Genomic DNA, 19873 nt, shown 5'->3' with positions numbered 1-19873 from the left:
GGCTATCATGACGCCACCGCGGCAGGCAAGCCGGTCGCCGCCGGAACGGACACACCAAATAATCGGTCGGCTTGTTCAAATTTGCGACCATAATTGCTATATTCGATCAATGCACAATTACCTGCCGACGCTCAAACAGATGCAATATCTCGTCGCACTGCACGAGCATGGCCATTTCGGGCGCGCCGCCGACGCGTGCAACGTCACCCAGTCAACGCTGTCGGCGGGGGTACGCGAACTCGAAACGCTGCTCGGCCAGACGCTCGTCGAGCGCACCCGCCGCGTCGTGCGTTTCACGGCGCTGGGCGACGCGATCGTTGCCAAGGCTCACCGCGTGCTTCGCGAAGCCGAAGAACTTGCCGACATGGCGGCGGCCGCCGCGGCGCCGCTCGTCGGCGAGCTCCGCATGAGCGTCATCCCGACGATCGCGCCTTTCCTCCTTCCGGGCCTGCTGCCGCGGCTGCGCAAGGAACGCCCGTCGCTCAAGCTCTTCCTTCGCGAAGAGCCGAGCGCGCAGGCGTGCGAGTCGCTCCATCACGGCACGGTCGACTGCGTCCTCCTCGCCCTCCCCTATGCCTGCGGCGACGTCGAGGCCGAGAATCTGTTCGACGACGCGCTGTTCGTCGCCTTTCCCGGCGACCAGTCGGAGGAACTGCCCGCGATGGTCAGCGCCGACCAGATCGACCCGGCGCAGATGCTGATGCTCGAGGACGGCCATTGCCTGAAGGATCACGCGCTCGCTGCGTGCAACCGCCCCGAACTGCGCGCCGGCGCACGGATGATGGGGACGTCGCTGCACACGCTGGTCCAGATGGTCGACAACGGCCTCGGTATCACCATGCTGCCGCAGATGGCGATCGAAGCGGGCATCCTCGACCACACCGACATCGACACCCGCCCGCTCGATTCGGAGCACGACTGGCGCACGATCGCCCTCGTCTGGCGCAAGGGCAGCCCGCGCGCCGACGAATTCCGGATGCTAGCCGACATCTTCCGTCAGCACCGGGTGAATTGAGCCCAAGCCGTAGCCCGGCACCCCGGCATCAGCTCGCCAGCCCCGCAAGAAAAAGGCCCCGGATCGCTCCGGGGCCTTTTCCGTGCGGGACGAAACGAACCGCCGTGTCAGATCTTGTCGCCGAGCGCGCCCGCGACCTTGCCCTTGAGATTCTGGGCCTCGCCCTTGCGCTCCTGTGCCGCGCCTTCGGCGCGCAGCCGTTCATTGTCGGTCGCCTTGCCGATCGCCTGCTTGGCGTTGCCGGCGGCTTCGTTGGCGAGGCCTTTGGCCTTTTCCGTGAATTCACCCATGGGACATCTCCTTGGCTGGGGCATTGGGGCTTGAGACAGAGGCGCGACCGCCTCTCCTCCAACCAACGGTGCGGCGGCGCGACCGTTCCGATGCATGGGACGAGCCGTTCGCTGGCGCGGTTCACCGGCGCAGCGCAGGAAATGTTCTTGATATGTCCTTATTCATCGCCCACCCACGGGATCGGCGCGGCGCGGCGGCGCAACGGAGGAAAGCGATGACGATTTTCGAACCCGGAGGCCGCCTTCGCGACCTGGACCTGTCGGGGCACGATTTCACCGATGTCGATCTGGCGGGCGCGACGCTGAGCGGCTGCGTGATGCGCGGCGTCCATTTTACCGGCAGCTGCCTTCAGGATGCCCGCCTGACCGAGTGCCGCTTCATCCGCTGCCGCTTCGCCAACGCCGACCTGCGCGACGCGCTTTTCGACGCTTGTTCCTTCCTCGACGACGAGGGTCACGCCGGCGCGCAATTCGCCTTCGCACGCCTCGAGCAGGCACGATTCGTCCGCTGCGACCTGTCGTTCGCCAAATTCGACCGGTCGGCGCTGTTCGGGATCGAATTCGACGCGTGCAACCTGCGCGGCGCGGCGTTCCACAAGGCGGATTTCAGCCGTATCTTCGGACGCAAGCAGGTCATGACGGCGGCGACCTTGCGCGGCTGCAACCTCGAATATGCCGATCTGAACGGCGTCCGGATGCCCGGTTGCGACCTGTCGGGCTCGATCCTGCGCGAAGCGGTGCTGTTCGATGCCGATCTGGAGGGCGCGGACCTGCGCGGCTGCGACCTCGTCCATGCGCCGGTCGCGGGCGCCAAACTCGCGCGCGCCGACCTGCGCGGCGCCGATCTGGCCGGGTTCGACCTCAAGACCCCCGCGAGCATCGAGGGAATGATGGTGTCGGCCGACCAGCAATCGGCGCTGCTCGCCGCAATGGGGCTGGAGGTTTCGATCGAATGATCGGCGGACCGATCGAGCGGCGACGGTCGCCGGATGCGGGTCGGGATGCTAGGACGGTTTCCAGCTCTTGCGCTCTTCGGCCTGCTTGAGCACCTCGAACGCCGCCTGCCCCGCCGCGAAACGCTTCGCCGCCCCGGCATCGCCGGGCTTCACGTCGGGATGCGTTTCCTTGGCCAGGGCGCGCCACGCCTTTTTTGCCGCCTCGAAATCGGCATCGGGTTCGAGGTCGAGCACTTCGAGCGCGCGCATCTCGTCGGCGCTGCGGGAGCCGTCGCCCGAGCCGCCCCACGCATAATGCTGCGCCTTGGCATAGCTGCGCGCGCCGCGCGCTTCCTCTTCGGCGCGCGCCGCCGCATCCTCGGCCGACAGGCCGGCGAAATAGTCCCAGCCGCGATTGTATTCGGCGGCGTGCGTCTCGCAGAAATACCAGCGTTCGGGGCTGTTCGGCGATTTGGGCGCGGGGCAGTTTCCGGGATTTGTGCAGCCGTGCCGGTCGCAAAGCCGCACTTTCTGCGCCTCGCGCGACGCCCCATAGGGGCGCCAGCGAGGGAAACCCCAGTCGTCGGATCTCTTGGCGCGGCTCATGCCCCCCATGTAGCGAGCGGGTGTCGCAATGGCTAGCCGAGCGGACCGAAAATCCGCCGCCGCTAGTCCTTCGGCGCGTATCCGAACGCCTTGTGCGCCAGCTTGACCACCGCCGGGTCGCGATCGGGCGGGGTCATCGGCACCGCCGCCTCGAGCGTGGCAGCGATATGCGTCAGCGCGGCGATCCGCGCCGCCTTCTTGTTGTTGCCGTCGATCACCTTCCACGGCGCCCAGCGCGTATCGGTCTGTTCGAACATGTCGTGCATCGCGGCCAGATACGCCTTGCGCTTCGACCGGTTGCGATAATCCTCGGCGCCCGTCTTCCACCGCTTCCACGGATCGTCGAGCCGGTCGGCAAAGCGCTTGTCCTGCTCCGCCTGCGTGACGTGCACGAACAGCTTGACCAGATGCGTGCCGCTGCCGGTCAGCTGCGCCTCGAATTCGTTGATCTCGTCATACCCCTTGCGCCACTCGCCCTCGCTCGCGAAACCCTCGACGCGCTCGACGAGCACGCGGCCGTACCAGCTGCGGTCGAAGATCGAGATTTCGCGGTTGCCCGGCAGCCGTTTCCAGAAGCGCCAGAGGAAATGGCGCGCCTTTTCCTCCTCGCTCGGGGCGCCGATCGGCCACACTTCGAAAAAGCGCGGGTCGAGCGACGCGGTCAGCCGCTGGATGATTCCGCCCTTGCCCGCAGCATCCCAGCCTTCGAGCATGATGACGCTGCGTTGCCGGTGCGCGATATGCGCCGCCTGCAACCGTTCGAGACGGCCCTGCAACGCGGCAAGGTCGTCGGCGTAGGCGCCGTCATATCTGGCGCCGGATTCGAAGTCGGAGAGCGAAATGGTCATGCCGCACCCTAACCGATGGGACGGCCGAAGACCAAGGCCGAGATCGCCGCCTGTCGCCCTTTGGGACAGGACGGGCCCCGGGCAGATGCGTCAAAGCGCCGTGGCGATGAGTGCGGCGATGCGCCCGGGGTCTTCCATCGGGATGAAGTGGCTGCGTTCGGCCCAATGTTCGTCGCGCGCAGCGTTCAGCGCGGCGCCAAGCCCGGGCCAGGTCGGGCTGACCGAGAAATCGAGGCCGTTCGCGCGCTCGCCCGTCCGCGCGCGGATCACGCTGACCGGCGCCGCGATCCGTCCGAACCAGCCGTGCGGATCGGTACGCAGCGCGCTCAGATAGACCGACGCCTCGACCGCGGGGGGGCATGCGAGATCCCAACCCTCGCCATCCGCGGCGGGCAGCAGGCCGTGGCGGCAATAGTCGCCGAGCACCTCGGGCTGCCAGTGCATATAGGGCGGCCGCTGCGCAAAATGCGCGGCCATCGCCTCCCAGCCATCCCAGCGGTTCCGCCGCCGCGCGACCGGATGTTCGGCGGGGTCGGGCAGCGGCGCATCGGCGGCGCCCGCATAAAAGCCCGGCTCCATGATCACCGGATCGATCAGGAAGAGATGCCGGAAGGCTTGCGGCCGTTCGGCGGCGAGCCGGGTGAGCAGATAGCCGCCCATGCTGTGCCCGCAGCCGACGAGCGGCGTGCCCGCGAAGCGATCGACGAGCGGCAGCAGGAAATCGGCGGTGACCGACCAGTCGAACAATGCCGGCGGCTTCGCGCTGCGCCCGTGGCCGAGGCTGTCGGGCGCGATGACATGCGTCCCCGCGGGCAGGGCCGCGACAACGCGGTCCCACAGCCGCGCGTGGAAGCCCGTCGCGTGGAGCAGCAGCACCGACGGCCGGTCCGACGGGACACCCCATTCGAACCAGCTGATCTCGCCCGCCGGCGTTTCCAGCCGGTGCTCGCGCGACGCGTCGCTCATGCTCAGCCCTTCGGGCCGTCCACGATGCGGATGCTCAGTTCCTTGAGCTGCTTTTCGCTGACCGGCGCGGGTGCGCCCATCATCAGGTCCTCGGCCTTCTGGGTCATCGGGAAAACGATGACTTCGCGGATGTTGGGCTCGTCGGCGAGCAGCATCACGATGCGGTCGACGCCCGGCGCCGACCCGCCGTGCGGCGGCGCGCCGAACTTGAAGGCGTTGATCATGCCGCTGAAGTTCGCGTCGACGTCGGCCTGCGAATAGCCCGCGATCTCGAACGCCTTGTACATGATGTCGGGGCGATGGTTGCGGATCGCGCCCGACGACAGTTCGACACCGTTGCAGACGATGTCATACTGATAGGCGAGGATATCGAGCGGATCCTTGTTCGTCAGCGCGTCCATCTCGCCCTGCGGCATCGAGAAGGGATTGTGGCTGAAATCGATCTTGCCGGTGTCCTCGTCGGCCTCGAACATCGGGAAGTCGACGATCCAGCAGAATTCGAAGCGGCTCTTGTCGATGAGATCCAGCTGATCGGCGACGCGCGTGCGCGCAAGGCCGGCGAGTTTCGCCGCCTTCGCTTCGACGCCCGCGGCGAAAAAGATGCCGTCGTTCGGGCCGAGGCCCATCGCGTCGGCGATCGCCTTCATGCCGTCCTGGCCATGGTTGTTGGCGATCGGGCCGCCGAACACGCCGTCCTTCTGCGTCGCATAGCCGAGCCCCGGGAAGCCTTCCGACTGCGCCCAGCTGTTCATCTCGTCGAAGAACTTCCGGCTCTTTTCATGCGTTTCGGGGGCGGCGACGGCGCGGACGACCTGGCCTTCCTCGACCATCGTCGCGAAGCGGCCAAAGCCCGATCCCTTGAAGAAATCGCCCACGTCATGGACGAGCAGCGGGTTGCGGAGGTCGGGCTTGTCGCTGCCGTATTTGAGCATCGATTCGCGGTACGGGATGCGCTTGAACGGCAGCGGCGATACGGTGCGGCCCTTGCCGTCGAAATCGGCGAATTCCTCGAACACGCCGTGCAGCACGGGTTCGATGGCGGCGAAGACGTCGTCCTGCGTGACGAAGCTCATCTCGAAATCGAGCTGGTAGAATTCACCGGGGCTGCGGTCGGCGCGCGCATCCTCGTCGCGGAAACAGGGCGCGATCTGGAAATAGCGGTCGAAACCCGCGACCATCAGCAGCTGCTTGAACATCTGCGGCGCCTGCGGCAGCGCATAGAATTTGCCGGGATGGACGCGGCTGGGCACCAGATAGTCGCGCGCGCCCTCGGGGCTCGACGCGGTCAGGATCGGCGTCTGGAATTCGGTGAAGCCCTGATCGATCATGCGGCGGCGCAGCGACGAAATCACGTTCGACCGCAGCACGATATTCTTGTGCAGCCGCTCGCGGCGGAGATCGAGGAAGCGGTTGGTGAGGCGGATTTCCTCGGGATATTCGGTCTCGCCGAACACCGGGAGCGGCAGGCGGTCGGCGGCCGACTGGACGGTCACCGCGCTCGGATAGATTTCGATCTCGCCGGTCGCGAGCTTCGGGTTGAGCGTCTCGGGCGAGCGCGCCGCGACCTTGCCGGTGAAGGTCAGAACCGATTCGGGGCCGAGGGCATTGACCGTCGGATAGAGGTCCGAACCCGTCTCCACGACGATCTGGGTGATGCCATAATGGTCGCGCAGATCGACGAAGAGGACATTCGCATGCTCGCGCGTCCGGTGCACCCAGCCAGAGAGACGAACTTCCTCACCGACGTTGGCGGCGCGAAGATCGGCGCATGTATGGGTACGATAGGCGTGCATTTCAGGGTCTTTCAATGTCCGGGAAGGCGCGCGGGAAATACGCGCCGATATGGCCGCGCCTAAGGCAGGTCGGCGCGCCATTTGTCAAGGGTCGAGGCGGATTCAGACCGTCAGGCCGAAGCCGTCGAGCACCGCGCTGCCGAACAGCGCGCGATGCGACGGATCGGGCAGCAGCCGGTCGCGCGCGGCGCGCCAGCGCCCGAGGTCCGCGCCATAGTCGGCGGCGATGCGGGCGGCGTCGAGGCGGCAGCTCTTGGCCCAATGGCGCGTGAAGGCCACCCCCTCGCGATCGAGCCGTTCGACGACGCGCGCATAGGCGTCGGCGGTGCGCTGGCTGCGCGGACCGTCGAAGTCGATCACCGCATTGTGCGCGAAACGCGCGGGCGCGAGCAGCCCCTCCGCGCGTTCCATGAACCGCACCGTGACCGCAGTCGACCCGCCGTGGCGGGTAAAGACGGCGCAGATCAGTTCGAACACATGCGCAAGATCGGCGCGGTCGATCGTCACCGAGGCGTTGAACAGGTCGGCGAGCGGACGATGCGTGTCGAGCCCCTCGCCCCAGGTGCCGAGGACCGGCGGATCGTCGACATCGGGCCCCGCGGCATAGCCCTGCTTCATCGCGAATTGCAGCAGCGCGCCGCGCGCCCACGGCCAGTCGTCGAGCAGGCGTCCGAGCAGGCTGAGCGCGTCATACCCCGCGCCGAGCTCGCCCGGCGTCGCGTGGGGATAGTCGGGCCGCCAGGGCTCGCGGTAGAGAAAGCGCAGCATCGCCGGCCGCTTGAACGGCTTGTACGGGTTGACGATCATCTGGACGAAGTCGGGATCGCGGTCGAGCGCATAGGCCGCCGAGAAGCGCCGAAAATCGCCCGCCGCGAGCCAGTCGAGCGCGGCGCAGTCGACGCGCCGCAGATTCTGGATCGGGCGCACGAGGAATTTCGGCACGCTGTCGACGACGAGCGCGGTGATGATGCCGAGCGCGCCCACCGGCAACTGAACCGCGGCAAAGACGTCGTCGTCGCGCAGCGGGACCGATCCGGTCGCGGCGATGAAGGCGTCGCCCATCACCCCCGCCGCGGGTTCGACCCAGTGGATGCCAGCCGGCGTCACGACCTGCACCGCGCGGATATGATCCTGAATGCCGCCGTGCGCCACCATCGACCCGTGCGTGCCCGTCGCGGCGGCGCCCGCGAAGGTCTGGCCGTTGCCCGCGCCGCTGGTCCACAGCGAACGCCCCTGTTCCTCGAGCTTGTCCGACACCTCGTCGACGAGCGCCCCGGCCTCGACCAGCATCAGCCCCGACGCGTCGATGCCCGGCCGCACATCGGCAGCCCCGATGCGGAAGCAGCGGTTGAAGCGGCGCGTGTGGAGCAGCCAGGCGTCGGCGCAGATGTTGACGTTCGACGGCGACCAGCCAGCCCCCAGCGGCCGCACGCGCCGGCCCTGCTGCTGCGCACGCGCGAGCCAGTCGTGCACCGCCGCCGCCGCCGCCGCCAGTTCGTCGCGTCCGCGCGCGGCATCGCCGCTGCGCAGCGCAAAGCGCGTCGCGCCCTCGCACACGCCGGTGCCGTGATAATTGGTCCAGTCGCCGGGTTCGCCAAGCTGCACGATCGGCATCACGCGTCTCCCAGCGGCAGGATGCCGGCATGCGCGCGCCATGCGACGGTGACCGGTCGCACGAGCCCCGCGGTCGCGAGCGCCACGAGAATCTGGCGCCGCGTCGCATAGACCCGCACGTCGCAAAGCCCGTGGTCGGATTCGGGGGTCACGAAGGGCTGTCGCGCCTCCGCCGCCAGCCCCCACCAGCGCAGCGTGACGACCATGCGGTACTCGTCGAGCGGCCGCGGATTGGCGATCGATACGAAAACATCCGCCTGCCCCGCCAGATACTGGCCGAAAAGCAGGATGATAGCGAGCGCCGCAAGCGCCCAGCCGGCCCACATCATATCCAAATCCCCTTCGTCTTTCCCCCGCCGGCATTCCGGCTCCGCGACCCGAAGAGTACAGGCAATTTTTCCTGCCAGTATACGTCAACTAGCTGTATAGGCGCGGCATGCAAGTCCATCCGCTCATCGAAACCAGCGCCGCGCTCGTCGAATTCTGCGACCTCATCAAGAACAGCGATTTCATCGCGGTCGATACCGAGTTCATGCGCGAGAACACCTTCTGGCCCGAACTCTGCCTGATCCAGGTCGCCGACAGCGCGCATGCCGCCGCGATCGATCCGATGGCACCCGGGATCGACCTCCAGCCGCTGCTCGCGATGCTCGTCGACAATGAGGATATCCTCAAGGTCTTCCACGCCGGCGGACAGGATGTCGAAATCATCTTCAACATGACCGGCAAGACGCCGCACCCGATCTTCGACACGCAGATCGGCCAGATGGCGCTGGGACAGGCCGAACAGGTCGGCTATTCGAACCTTGTCGAGGCATGGCTCGGGCTGCACCTCGACAAGGGTGCGCGCTTCACCGACTGGAGCCGCCGCCCGCTCGACAAGCGCCAGATCGATTATGCGATCGGCGACGTCACGCATCTCGCGAAGATCTTTCCGATGATGCTCAAGAAACTCGTCAAGACGGGCCGCGGCCACTGGCTCGACGAGGAGATGGAAAAGCTGGCCGATCCGTCGAACTATAATGTCGACCCCGAAGAGGCCTGGCACCGGATCAAGATTCCCTCGCGCAAGCCCGACGTCCTCGGGCGGCTGAAGGCGCTGGCGGCATGGCGCGAACGCGAGGCGCGGAACAAGAATCTGCCGCGCGGCCGCATCGTCAAGGATGAGACGCTCGCCGATCTCGCCGCGCATCCGCCAAAGGACCAGGACGGGCTCGGCCGCGTTCGCGGGTTGTCGGCGACGTGGAAATCGAACGACATCGGCGGCCGCCTGATGGACGCGCTCGACCATGCCCAGCCGCTCGGCCGCGACGACATGCCCGACCGTGCGCCGCGCGGCCCCGGGCTCGGCAAGGAAGGCGTGCTCGTCGCCGACCTGCTCAAGCTGCTGCTCAAGATTCGCGCGCGCGAACTCAATGTCGCTGCCCGGCTGATCGCGCGCAGCGACGATCTCGAAGCGCTCGCCGCCGGCCGCCGCGACGGCATTCCGATGCTGCAGGGCTGGCGCAACGAGGTGTTCGGCCATGCCGCGCTCGATCTGGTCGAAGGACGCATGGGCTTTGCGGTCAAGAACGGCAAGCTGGTGATGAGCGAGATCGACACCGCTGCCGCAACCCCGGTCGACGCCGCCTCCTAGAGCATCATGCGGTAAATTCGCATCATCCCCGGGCCCGTTTGTGCTGAGCCCGTCGGGCCGAGGGCGGCCGCAGGGCTACCCCCGTTCCTCTTCCTTCACCGTTGGAAGAAAGAACGCCCCGCGACAGGCTCGGGGCGAACGGTGCATATGCAACGCACGATATCCTAAAGCAGGACCAGTTCGGGCTTGGCGTCGAGCGTCTGCGCGAGCGCGCGCAAGCGGCGATCGACCGACTCGCCCGCCAGATGGTGCCAGCCGGACTCGAGGCCGAGGACCAGCTTGCCGTCGACGTGCGCGATGCGGCTCGCCTGCAGCGGCGCCTCGAGGCCGCCGGTCAGGCGCTGCGCAAGACGGATCGCAAGTCCCCATTGGCGCGCCCGCGCAAGGCGCGCTTCCGAAACCAGCGTCCCCATCGCCGGGAAATCGGCGTCGGCGCCGCCGAAGCCGGCGTGCAGCGCGCGCGCGAGCAGGATGCGGCCGGGAATGTCGATGCCGCGCCAATTGCCGTGAAGACCGATCTCGGTGCCGCGTTCGGCTCGGAAATCGGGGTTCGCCGACCAAGCGACATCGCTGAGCAGGCTCGCGGCGAGCCGGATGCGGCTGTCGGATTCGGCCTCCGACGCGAAGAGCGGCGCGATCCACCCGGCGATGGCGGGACCGTGCGGCGCGAAGCGCGCGAGGCGGCGTCCCTCGAACTCGGCGGCGACGATCAGCGGGTCCTGCGCGCGCGTCGCGGCATCGAGCGCCTGGTAGAGCAAGCCTTCGCGCAGCCCCGACGAGGAGACCGTCATTTCGGGCGCGTCGATGATGTTGGCGAGGCTGGCGAGCAACGCGGCCGCGTCGGGCAGCGTCGCGGCGCGGTTCGAGGCCATTCCGGGGATCGCCCGCAATTCCTCGAAACTCAGTCGCTTGGTCGCCCGGAGCAGGCGGCGCAGCGCGGTACGCGGCAGCGCGTGCTGATCGAGCACCGCGAGCGGGTCCTTCGTCAGTTCGAGATCGAGGCGCGCGAGCGCGCGCCACGAGCCACCGACCAGATAGAGCGGCTGCCCCGCACAATCGCCCGGCCAGCCCTTTTCGCGCAGCATCTTGCGCAGCGTGCGTTCGAACGCCTGCGGACCGCCCTTGCGGAGCGCCGGAAGGCGCAGCACGCCGAGCGGGAAGCTGTTGCGGCGTCCGACCTGTCCGTCCGCGACCTGCGCGAGTTCGAGGCTGCCGCCGCCAAGGTCGATCGCGATACCCCGCGCGTCGGGAATCGCCGCCAGCACGCCGTGTCCCGCGGCCTCGGCCTCTTCCTGTCCCGACAGGAGGCGGATATCGAGCCCCGCCTCGGCGGCACCGGCGATGAAGTCGGGGCCGTTGGTCGCATCGCGGACCGCGGCGGTCGCGACGCATTGCAGGTCCGCGACCTCCATATGCCTCGCGAGCAGCGCGTAGCGGCGCAGCGCATAGAGGCCGCGCTCGGCGTCCTCGGGCGCGATGCGGCCATCGATCGCCAGCCCGCGGCCAAGACCCGCGGCGACCTTTTCATTGAAGATCACCGCGGGTGCGCGCGGCGGACCTTCATAGACGACGAGACGCACCGAGTTGGACCCGATGTCGATGACGGCCGAACGGTGAACCTTCGGAGCGGGGGTACGACGCAAGGTTTCAGTCTTCGCGCATGTTGAGGAGCAAAGTCGGCACATCCTGGCGCTGGTGCAGCGCGGTGCCGCGGCCCGAGAGCGACGGATTGGTCATGAAATAGCGATGCAGGTTGAACGGCTTGTCACTCGGGGTCAGGCGCACATAGGTTCCATCGGGTTGCAATACCCAGCTTTGTTCATTGTCGATCAGGTTCGCGACGAGCACCTGGTCCAATATCTGGTCGTGAACGGTCGGGTTCTCGATCGGGATCATATATTCGACGCGGCGGTCGAAGTTGCGCGGCATCCAGTCGGCGCTGGAGATATAGAGTTTTGCTGCGCTGTGCGGCAGGCGCGCGCCATTGGCGAAGGCCCAGATGCGGCTGTGTTCGAGGAAGCGGCCGACGACCGATTTGACGCGGATCGTCTCCGACAGGCCGGGCACGCCCGGACGCAGGCAGCAGATGCCGCGCACGATGAGCTCGACGGGAACCCCCGCCGCGCTCGCCTCATAGAGCTTGTCGATGATGTCGGGATCGACGAGGCTGTTCATCTTGGCCCACAGCCCCGACGGACGCCCTGCCCCGGCCGCTGCGATCTCGGCGTCGATCAGCTGGCACAGGTGCTGGCGCATGTTGAGCGGCGACATGGTGATCATGTCGAGCCGCTCGGGTTCGACATAGCCGGTGATGTAATTGAACAGCTGCGCCGCATCGCGCCCGGCGCGCGGGTCGGCGGTGAAAAAGCTGAGGTCGGTATAGATGCGCGCGGTGACGGGGTGATAATTGCCGGTGCCGAAGTGGCAGTAGGTGCGATACCGCTGTCCCTCGCGGCGCACGACCATCGAGATCTTGGCGTGCGTCTTCCACTCGATGAAGCCGTAGACGACCTGTACCCCGGCGCGTTCGAGCTGGTTCGCCCAGAGCAGATTCTGCTCCTCGTCGAAGCGCGCCTTGAGTTCGACCACCGCGGTCACCGACTTGCCCGCCTCGGCCGCCTCGATCAGCGCGCGGATCACCGGCGACTGGTCGCCGGCGCGATAGAGCGTCTGCTTGATCGCAACGACGTCGGGGTCGGCCGCCGCCTGCCGCAGGAAGGCGAGCACGACGTCGAAGCTTTCATAGGGATGGTGGACGAGAATGTCCTTCGAGCGGATCGCCGCAAAACAATCGCCGCCATGCTCGCGGATGCGTTCGGGAAAGCGCGCCGAAAAGGCGGGGAATTTGAGGTCGGGACGGTCGACCTCGACCAGCGCCGACAGCGCCGCGAGCCCGACGAAGCCGTCGATCTTGGCGACGATCGCCTCATGTCCCTGGATATCGGCATTGAGCACCGCAGCGAGTTCGCCGGGCATGTCGGCTTCGAGTTCGAGCAGGATGACGCGCCCGCGGCGGCGGCGGCGGATCGCGGTGCGGAACAGGCGGACGAGATCCTCGGCCTCTTCCTCGAGTTCGATGTCGCTGTCGCGGATGATGCGGAACACCCCGCGCGAGCGGACGCGAAAGCCGGGGAAGAGCACGTCGGCGAAGATTTCGATCAGATATTCGATCGGCACGAACGCCCCCGCCTCGCCCGGGACGGGAACGAAGCGCGCGAGCGACGGCGGGATCATCACCAGTTCGCGGACCGTTTCGCCGTCGGTGCGGCGTTCGAGGTCGAAGATGACACCGAGCCCGCGGTTGGGGATGAAGGGAAAGGGGTGCGCGGGGTCGAGCACCTGCGGGGTCAGGATCGGGAAGATCTGGTCGATGAAATATTGGCGCAGCCGGGTGCGCAGCGCCTCGACGTCGGAGCCCTCGCCATGGACGATGATCCCCTGTTCGCCGAGCAGATCGTGGAGCCGCTGCCACTCGCCCTGCTGCTGGTCGACGAGGCGGTTCACCTCGGCCTCGATTTCGGCAAGCTGTTGCCCCGGCGAGCGCCCGTCGGCACTGGGATCGTCGATGCCCTGGAGCTGCTGCCCCTTGAGCCCGGCGACGCGGACCATGAAGAATTCGTCGAGGTTGCTGCCCGAGATCGACAGGAAGCGCAGCCGTTCGAGCAGCGGATGCGCGGGATTGAGCGCCTCCTCCATCACCCGCCGGTTGAAGGCGAGCCAGCTGAGTTCGCGGTTGAAGAAGCGTTCGGGGCCGAAGCGGGGCTGCCCGGCATCGGCATCATTGTCTGCACGCAAGGGTCCGCCGGCTGTCGACATTCTTTCTTCGTCCTGTCGTTGCGGAGCGTTCAGTCGCGCTCCAGGAGATCGGGATCGATCAGCCCCTGTGACAGTAATGTTTCACGCGTAAGACGGATTCCGATGCCGCGCCCGCGTTCGAGCGACGCGGCGTCGAGCGCGGCGACGACGCGGTGGAGCATCGCGTAGCTGCGCTCCATGCGCGGCACGATATAGGCGGCGACCTCGGGCGCGAGCGCCATGCCGCGCTGCGCGAACAGCGCCTCGATCAGGTCGCGCGCAAGGCAGTCGTCGGGCTCGCCGATCGCGAGCACCGGCACCGCGCGCAGCCGCGAGGCCAGATCGGGAAGCCCGATTCCCCAGTCGGCCGGCGGCGCATCGGCGATGATCAGCAGCGGCGCGCCGCTCGCCTGCGCGGCGTTCCAGGCATGGAACATCGCCTCTTCGGACACGCTCGCCGGGCCGTCGATCACGCGCCCGCCGGTCTCGCGCACGAAGAGCCGGCCCATCAGGCTGCGCCCCGATCCGCGCGGACCGGTGAGCACCGCGGTGCGCACCGGCCAGGTCGAGACGTGGCGCAGATAGCGCACGGCATCGGCATTGCTGGTGCCGACGATCAGCGGACCGTCGTTGCTGCCCCCCGCGCTCCAGTCGAGCGGGAGCGCGATCTGTCCCGAGGCGCGTGCCATCAGCGGCTGATCCTGAACGTGTTGCCGCTTCCCTGAACCTTGAAGCCGCGCGCCTCGAGCGCCGCCTTGAGCGCGGCGCCGTCGCCGCGGAAGGTCACGCGCATCACCGACGTGCCGCCGAGCGCGAGGCTGGAGGTCGACGCCGACTGGACACCCGATACCCCCGCGACCGCGCGTTCGGTCGACGATACCGATTCGACGTCGGGCGAATTATACTGGACGGTGAAGCTCTGCGCGCCCGCCGAGGGCGTCGTCGCCGCCGTGCTGCTGTCGGTTTCGGCGGGCAGCGCGTCGCCGTCGGCCGGTGCCTCGGGCAGTTCCTCGACCGCCACGGGTTTTTCGAGCACCAGATAGGTGTCGGTGCGCAGCACGCCGGCGGCGAGCGCCTGCGTGTAGATTTCGTCCATCCGCGCGACCGCCTTTTCCATCATGTCGGGCAGCGCGCGCGGGCTCGGCCCGGTCATGGTGAAGCTGGAAATCAGCTTGTTGTCGGGTCCGAAGCGCGCGGTGAAATGGCCGGTGACCGGCCCGCCCGGATAGCTATATTCGACGCGCGCGATCGGCGTCAGCACGTCGGCAGCGCCATATTGGTCGAGGATCACGCGCCACCAGACGCGGCCGCGGCGACCGGTCTGCCCCGCATTGAGCAACAGCGTGTCGACGCCCGTGCCCGCGGTGCGGACATAGTCGATCGCGCTCTGTCCGGTGTTGTATTCGGCCCAGGCGCGTTGCCACGCGCTGCGATGTTCGAACACCTGCGGCAGGCCGTCGATCGAATAGACGGGGATGACGAGCAAGGGCGGCGAGCGCAGCGTGCGGCCGCTGACCCCCAGGATCTGGCCCGCGCGGACGCGGTCGAACTGGACGCCCAACGTCGCGACATAGCGGCGCGGCCCGATCTGTTCCCTTTCGACGACGATCGCGGTGACGATGCCGTCGAGCACCGAATCGCCGAGCGCCGGGCCATCGCTGCCGTTGGTCTTGCGATAGAGCTGCGCCCACGCCTTGCGCTGTGCCTCGCGCCAGCCCTTTTCGCGCGCATCGTCGGCATTGTCGCCGGTCACGTCGACCTGGATGCCGCCGGTCAGGAAGTCGCCGCTGCTGTTGATCGGCGTGATGCCGCGGTCGCCGCGCGCGATCTGGCCCTGCACCACGCCGACGACGAGCGCGAGGGCGATCACACCGAGAAGCGCGGCGATCCGCCAGTCGCGGCGCAGCAGGCCGGCCGGGTCGAAACGCGAAAGCGAGCGGGGGAAAGCGGCGGAAGTCATCTCGTCTCTGTGCTTTGCCCCGAACCGGGGGGCGCGGGCAAGGAAATCATGGCATTTGTCGGCTGAAACCGTTAGTCGCGCGTGCCATGGATTCCAAGCACAACCAACCCGCCGCCTATACTTATGCGCAGGCCGGTGTCTCGATCGACGCCGGCAATGCGCTGGTCCGTGCCATTGCTCCGCTCGCCCGTGCGACGCGCCGCCCCGGCGCCGACGCCGACCTCGGCGGATTCGGCGGCTTCTTCGACCTGAAGGCGGCCGGGTTCAACGACCCGCTGCTCGTCGCCGCCAACGACGGCGTCGGCACCAAGCTCAAGCTCGCGATCGATTCGGGGCAGCATGACGGGGTCGGGATCGACCTTGTCGCGATGTGCGTGAACGATCTGATCGTCCAGGGCGCAGAGCCGCTGTTTTTCCTCGACTATTATGCGACCGGAAAGCTCGACAACGACGTCGCGACCGCCGTGGTCGCGAGCATCGCCGAGGGGTGCAAGCAGGCCGGCTGCGCGCTGATCGGCGGCGAGACCGCCGAAATGCCGGGCATGTACAGCGAAGGCGACTATGACCTTGCGGGCTTCTGCGTCGGTGCGGTCGAGCGCGATCAGGTACTCACCGCCGACAAGGTCGCGGCGGGCGACGTCATCCTCGGCCTCGCCTCGTCGGGGGTGCATTCGAACGGCTTTTCGCTCGTCCGGCGGCTCGCTGCCGACAAGGGGTGGAAACTCGACCGCCCCGCCCTGTTCGACCAGAATATCCGCCTGATCGACGCGCTGATGGCGCCGACGCGCATCTATGTGAAAAGCCTTCTCCCGCTGGTGAAGACCGGCAAGGTGCACGCGCTCGCCCACATCACCGGCGGCGGGCTGCTCGAGAATATCCCGCGCATCCTGCCCGTGACGCTGCACGCGCATATCGACGCCGACGCCTGGGACCAGCCGCGACTGATGGCGTTCCTGCAGGCGCAGGGCAATATCGAGCCCGAGGAAATGGCGCGTACCTTCAACTGCGGGATCGGCATGGCGGTCGTCGTCGCCGAAGCCGATGTCGACAGCGTTACCGCGGCGCTGACCGAAGCGGGCGAGACCGTCCATCGCATCGGCCATATCGCCGAGGGACCAAAGGGCTGCACCGTCACCGGCGGTGCCGAGACGTGGAGCGCGATGGGCGCGTGGAGTGCCACGCACAATGCATGAAATCCTCCCTGTTGCACAGCAATGGGGAGGTGGCAGCCCCGCAGGGGCTGACGGAGGAGCAATGCGCGCAACGTTTCCGCCCCTCCACCACGCCCTTTGGGCGCGGTCCCCCTCCCCACGCTTCGCGCAGGGAGGATTGGCGTGAAGGCCAAAGTCGCCGTCCTGATCTCGGGCGCCGGAACCAATATGGCGGCGCTGCTCTATGCCGCGAAAGCCGCCGACTGCCCCTATGAACTGGTGCTGGTCGCAAGCAATGTTCCGGGCGCGGCGGGGCTCGCCATCGCGAAGGCCGAGGGCATCGCGACCTGGGCGCATTCGCACAAGGGGCTGGACCGCGACGCCTTCGACGCGCTGGTCGACGAACAATTGCGCGCAGCGGGCGCCGAGTTCGTCGCGCTGGCGGGTTATATGCGCATCCTCAGCGACGATTTCGTCGCGCGCTGGGCGGGCCGGATGCTCAACATCCACCCCAGCCTGCTGCCCCGATACAAGGGGCTGAACACGCACGCGCAGGCGATCGGCGCCGGCGACTCGCATGGCGGATGCAGCGTCCATGTCGTCACCCCCGCGCTCGACGACGGGCCTGTGCTCGCGCAGACCCCGGTGGCGATCGCCCCGGGCGACGATGCCGAAAGCCTCGCCCGGCGCGTGCAGTTCGCCGAACATCAGCTTTACCCCGCGACGCTCGCCGCTTTCGTGATGCGCGAACGCTCGCCCGACTGGCTGCGCGACCGGGTGCGCGAGCTCGCGATGGCGCTGCCCGAGGCCGACGAGGTGACCTCGCACGGCATGCCGTGCTTCGGCATCGCGAAGGGCAAGAAATTCGCCTATTTCACCGAGGATCATCACGGCGACGGCAAGATCGCGCTGCTGGTCAAGATCAGTGGCGCCGACGAACAGGCGGCGTTGATCGAGATGGACGCGGAACGCTATTATCGCCCCGCCTATTTCGGCGACGGCTGGGTCGGCATAAGGCTCGACCTCGGCGATACCGACTGGGACGCGATCGGCGAATGGCTGCGCAAGAGCTGGCTCGCGGTGGCGCCGAAGAAGCTGGCGGGGCTGATGGGGGTTGCGGAGGAGTTTTGATGGTCGCTATTTCAGTTCACGACACTATAGCCCAGCAATTCCGCGATCAGTTCGTTTGTATCGACGGGCAATATTATTTCTCCGTGCCAAACATTGACTGGATGCTACCGGTCGATGAAAATATTCCATGGAAGAAAGAAAATCTGTTCGGAACGATTTATGGCTTTATGCGCGCCATTGTATGGGCACTGACCATCGGAATGGCGATCTACATTTTTCTTCATCAGAGCTGGTCCTCCTTCTTAATTCTGATACCGTTCTTTATCGTCGGGACATCTGTCCACGTATTAGCGCTTGTGCTCCCTAACCTCGACCTTTGGCGCCGCTTGCGCGCCTTCAACGCGCAACCCGATGAGATCAGATCACAACTTTTAGTCCGCAAACCTGAGACGCCATAGAAAAGGCCGCCGGATCGCTCCGGCGGCCTCTTTCATGCCTTGCGGCGTGTGTCGTTTAGCCGACAATTTCTTCGGGCTTGAAGAAATAGGCGATCTCGATCGCGGCATTTTCGTCGCTGTCCGAACCATGAACCGTGTTGGCTTCGATGCTCTCGGCCAGTTCCTTGCGGATCGTGCCCGGCGCTGCGTCCTTGGGGTTGGTCGCGCCCATGATGTCGCGGTTCGCCTGCATCGCATTCTCACCTTCGAGAACCTGGACGACGACGGGGCCGCTGATCATGAAGTCGACGAGCTCACCGAAGAAGGGGCGTTCCTTGTGGACCGCGTAAAAGCCTTCGGCCTGCTCACGGCTCATGTGGATACGCTTCGACGCGACGACGCGCAGACCGGCTTCTTCCAGCATCTTGGTGACGGCGCCGGTGATGTTGCGACGCGTCGCGTCGGGCTTGATGATCGAAAAGGTGCGGGTGACCGCCATGGGAAAGCTCCTGCGTGGGTGTGTTTTGTGATGCGCGCGCCTCTAGCGGCGCTTTTGCTGCACCGCAAGGAGAGAGCGCAACGCCGCGCCGCGCCGCGCGTCAGCCGCCGGTGCCATAGGTGATCGCACCGGTCACCGTGCCGCCTTCCTGCGTCGCGGTGACCTGGACGCCCTGCTTGCCGCCCTCGCCCTTTTCGGCGCTCAGCATCATCGTGTCGCCGGCCTTGATCTCGCTCGTCACCTTCATCCCCGCCGCCTCGGCCTGCTTCCTGAAATGGGCGATGACGTCGGCGGCCTGCCCCTTGGCCTCGAAGCTCGCCATGCCGCTTTCGCCGTCCTTGTTCGTCGCCGACATGCCGCCGGTCATCTTCGCGCCGGGATAGGGGGTGAAGCCTGCCGGCAGCTTGGCATTCGCGCCGCCGCCGCCGAAGTTCATCTCGCCATCGGCGGTCTTGATGCTGACATTGCCGTCTTCGCCGTCGCCGCTCGACGTGACCTTGTAGTCGGCGGTCTCGCCCGTTTCGGGGTCGGTATAGGTGCCGCTGGCGACTTCCTTTTCCGACTTCGATCCGCAGGCGGCGAGCAGCAGCGCGGTTGCGGCGGTGGCGGCGAGAAGGGAAAGACGGGATTTGATCATCATCGGCTCCTGTTGCTGTTCGCGCCGTTCCTAGCAGGCCCGCGCGCGACGGGGGTGACCGGGGTCACAGCCTATGGCCCTTCGGACCAGCGGCCATTCTCATCCTGTTTCCAGAAGCGGTTGTCGACCTCTGTACGCGCCGCGAGCGCGCGCCAGGTCGCGCGGGCCTCGTCGATGCGGCTGTTGTCGAAGAAGAGGAAGGCGCGGTCGAAGCCGAGCGCGCCCTCGCGCCATTCGCCGTCGGCAAGCGCGACGAGGCGCGCACCATTGGGCGGCGCGGCGTCGAGCGTGCCCGACAGCAGGATCGGCTCGATCGCTTCGTCGGGCGATCCCGCGGCGCCGTGCGGCAGGAAGCTGGCGGGAACGAGCGACCACAGTGCCTCGTCGATCGCCTGCCGCTGCATCGCGGGGCCGGCGACGACCAGCAGCCGGTCGCCATTGCCCAGGATGCGCGTCGCAATGGCGGGGAGTACGCGCTCGACCGGGTCGCGGGTCAGCCGGTAGAAGTCGACGCGGGGCATCGACTACAAAATCGTCGTCATTGCGAGGAGCCGAAGGCGACGCGGCAATCCGGAGCAGGCGGCTCCCCGCTCCGGATTGCTTCGCTTCGCTCGCAATGG

Annotated in this window: 20 protein-coding genes; 6 read left to right on the top strand and 14 right to left on the bottom strand. The window is 67.1% G+C overall.

Annotated elements, in window-relative coordinates; genetic code table 11:
• Window positions 1-109: 109 nt before the first annotated feature.
• On the top strand, window positions 110-1015 hold the full coding sequence (locus EAO27_RS04385; RefSeq protein WP_242777482.1) for a hydrogen peroxide-inducible genes activator: 906 nt from the start codon (window positions 110-112) through the stop codon (window positions 1013-1015).
• 107 nt (window positions 1016-1122) lie between these two features.
• Here EAO27_RS04385 and EAO27_RS04380 read toward each other — a convergent pair whose 3' ends face one another.
• A complete protein-coding gene (locus tag EAO27_RS04380) occupies window positions 1123-1305 on the bottom strand; it encodes a CsbD family protein (RefSeq protein WP_242777480.1) in 183 nt (60 codons plus the stop codon).
• Window positions 1306-1520: 215 nt separating this feature from the next.
• On the opposite strand from EAO27_RS04380, the gene EAO27_RS04375 reads away from it, so the two are divergent.
• Entirely contained in the window at window positions 1521-2261 is a 741-nt protein-coding gene (locus tag EAO27_RS04375) for a pentapeptide repeat-containing protein (protein WP_242777478.1), read from the top strand.
• Window positions 2262-2309: 48 nt separating this feature from the next.
• Here the strand turns inward: EAO27_RS04375 and EAO27_RS04370 are convergent, their stop codons facing one another.
• From EAO27_RS04370 to EAO27_RS04345, 6 genes are all read right to left on the bottom strand, one after another.
• A complete protein-coding gene (locus EAO27_RS04370; RefSeq protein WP_242777476.1) occupies window positions 2310-2846 on the bottom strand; it encodes a J domain-containing protein in 537 nt (178 codons plus the stop codon).
• 62 nt (window positions 2847-2908) lie between these two features.
• Window positions 2909-3694 carry a polyphosphate kinase gene (locus tag EAO27_RS04365; protein ID WP_242777474.1) on the bottom strand — a complete coding sequence of 262 codons (786 nt, stop codon included), beginning with the start codon at window positions 3692-3694 and terminating at the stop codon, window positions 2909-2911.
• Between the two features lie 90 nt (window positions 3695-3784).
• The gene (locus tag EAO27_RS04360; protein WP_242777472.1) at window positions 3785-4660 is read right to left on the bottom strand and encodes an alpha/beta hydrolase; all 876 of its coding nucleotides are present in this window, start codon (window positions 4658-4660) and stop codon (window positions 3785-3787) included.
• Between the two features lie 2 nt (window positions 4661-4662).
• Window positions 4663-6453, bottom strand: a complete 1791-nt coding sequence (aspS, locus tag EAO27_RS04355) for an aspartate--tRNA ligase (RefSeq protein WP_242777471.1) — start codon at window positions 6451-6453, stop codon at window positions 4663-4665.
• Between the two features lie 102 nt (window positions 6454-6555).
• Entirely contained in the window at window positions 6556-8067 is a 1512-nt protein-coding gene (locus tag EAO27_RS04350) for an FAD-binding protein (protein WP_242777469.1), read from the bottom strand.
• Entirely contained in the window at window positions 8067-8396 is a 330-nt protein-coding gene (locus EAO27_RS04345; protein WP_242777467.1) for a hypothetical protein, read from the bottom strand. The genes EAO27_RS04350 and EAO27_RS04345 overlap by 1 nt, the downstream gene beginning before the upstream one ends.
• Before the next feature lie 107 nt (window positions 8397-8503).
• On the opposite strand from EAO27_RS04345, the gene rnd reads away from it, so the two are divergent.
• Window positions 8504-9703 (top strand): ribonuclease D, encoded by a 1200-nt coding sequence (gene rnd, locus EAO27_RS04340; protein ID WP_242777465.1) that lies wholly within the window; start codon window positions 8504-8506, stop codon window positions 9701-9703.
• 164 nt (window positions 9704-9867) lie between these two features.
• On the opposite strand, the gene EAO27_RS04335 is transcribed toward rnd, so the two are convergent.
• The 4 genes from EAO27_RS04335 to EAO27_RS04320 are packed head-to-tail and all read right to left on the bottom strand — an operon-like array spanning window position 9868 to window position 15458.
• Window positions 9868-11346 (bottom strand): Ppx/GppA family phosphatase, encoded by a 1479-nt coding sequence (locus EAO27_RS04335; RefSeq protein WP_242777463.1) that lies wholly within the window; start codon window positions 11344-11346, stop codon window positions 9868-9870.
• Between the two features lie 4 nt (window positions 11347-11350).
• Complete coding sequence (locus EAO27_RS04330) at window positions 11351-13519, bottom strand: RNA degradosome polyphosphate kinase (protein ID WP_242777461.1); 2169 nt, start codon at window positions 13517-13519, stop codon at window positions 11351-11353.
• A gap of 29 nt (window positions 13520-13548) precedes the next feature.
• Entirely contained in the window at window positions 13549-14187 is a 639-nt protein-coding gene (locus EAO27_RS04325; protein WP_242777459.1) for a chromosomal replication initiator DnaA, read from the bottom strand.
• A complete protein-coding gene (locus EAO27_RS04320) occupies window positions 14187-15458 on the bottom strand; it encodes a heavy-metal-associated domain-containing protein (RefSeq protein WP_242777457.1) in 1272 nt (423 codons plus the stop codon). Before EAO27_RS04320 ends, EAO27_RS04325 begins: the two co-directional genes overlap by 1 nt.
• Window positions 15459-15544: 86 nt before the next feature.
• Here EAO27_RS04320 and purM point away from each other — a divergent pair, with 86 nt between their 5' ends.
• The 3 genes from purM (at window position 15545) to EAO27_RS04305 (ending at window position 18138) form a co-directional block, all read left to right on the top strand.
• Entirely contained in the window at window positions 15545-16651 is a 1107-nt protein-coding gene (gene purM / locus EAO27_RS04315; protein ID WP_242777455.1) for a phosphoribosylformylglycinamidine cyclo-ligase, read from the top strand.
• 141 nt (window positions 16652-16792) lie between these two features.
• Window positions 16793-17740, top strand: a complete 948-nt coding sequence (gene purN / locus EAO27_RS04310; protein ID WP_278190127.1) for a phosphoribosylglycinamide formyltransferase — start codon at window positions 16793-16795, stop codon at window positions 17738-17740.
• Entirely contained in the window at window positions 17740-18138 is a 399-nt protein-coding gene (locus EAO27_RS04305) for a hypothetical protein (protein ID WP_242777453.1), read from the top strand. The genes purN and EAO27_RS04305 overlap by 1 nt, the downstream gene beginning before the upstream one ends.
• Before the next feature lie 55 nt (window positions 18139-18193).
• Here EAO27_RS04305 and ndk read toward each other — a convergent pair whose 3' ends face one another.
• From ndk to EAO27_RS04290, 3 genes are all read right to left on the bottom strand, one after another.
• On the bottom strand, window positions 18194-18616 hold the full coding sequence (gene ndk, locus EAO27_RS04300; protein ID WP_242777451.1) for a nucleoside-diphosphate kinase: 423 nt from the start codon (window positions 18614-18616) through the stop codon (window positions 18194-18196).
• A gap of 100 nt (window positions 18617-18716) precedes the next feature.
• Window positions 18717-19256 (bottom strand): hypothetical protein, encoded by a 540-nt coding sequence (locus tag EAO27_RS04295; RefSeq protein ID WP_242777449.1) that lies wholly within the window; start codon window positions 19254-19256, stop codon window positions 18717-18719.
• 68 nt (window positions 19257-19324) lie between these two features.
• On the bottom strand, window positions 19325-19774 hold the full coding sequence (locus tag EAO27_RS04290) for a DNA polymerase III subunit chi (protein WP_242777447.1): 450 nt from the start codon (window positions 19772-19774) through the stop codon (window positions 19325-19327).
• Between the last annotated feature and the right edge of the window lie 99 nt (window positions 19775-19873).

It is taken from the genome of Sphingopyxis sp. YF1 (genome assembly GCF_022701295.1).
GTDB lineage: Bacteria > Pseudomonadota > Alphaproteobacteria > Sphingomonadales > Sphingomonadaceae > Sphingopyxis.
The sequence above is the reverse complement of the archived record's forward strand: the minus strand, read 5'-3'. Positions and strand labels throughout refer to the sequence as shown.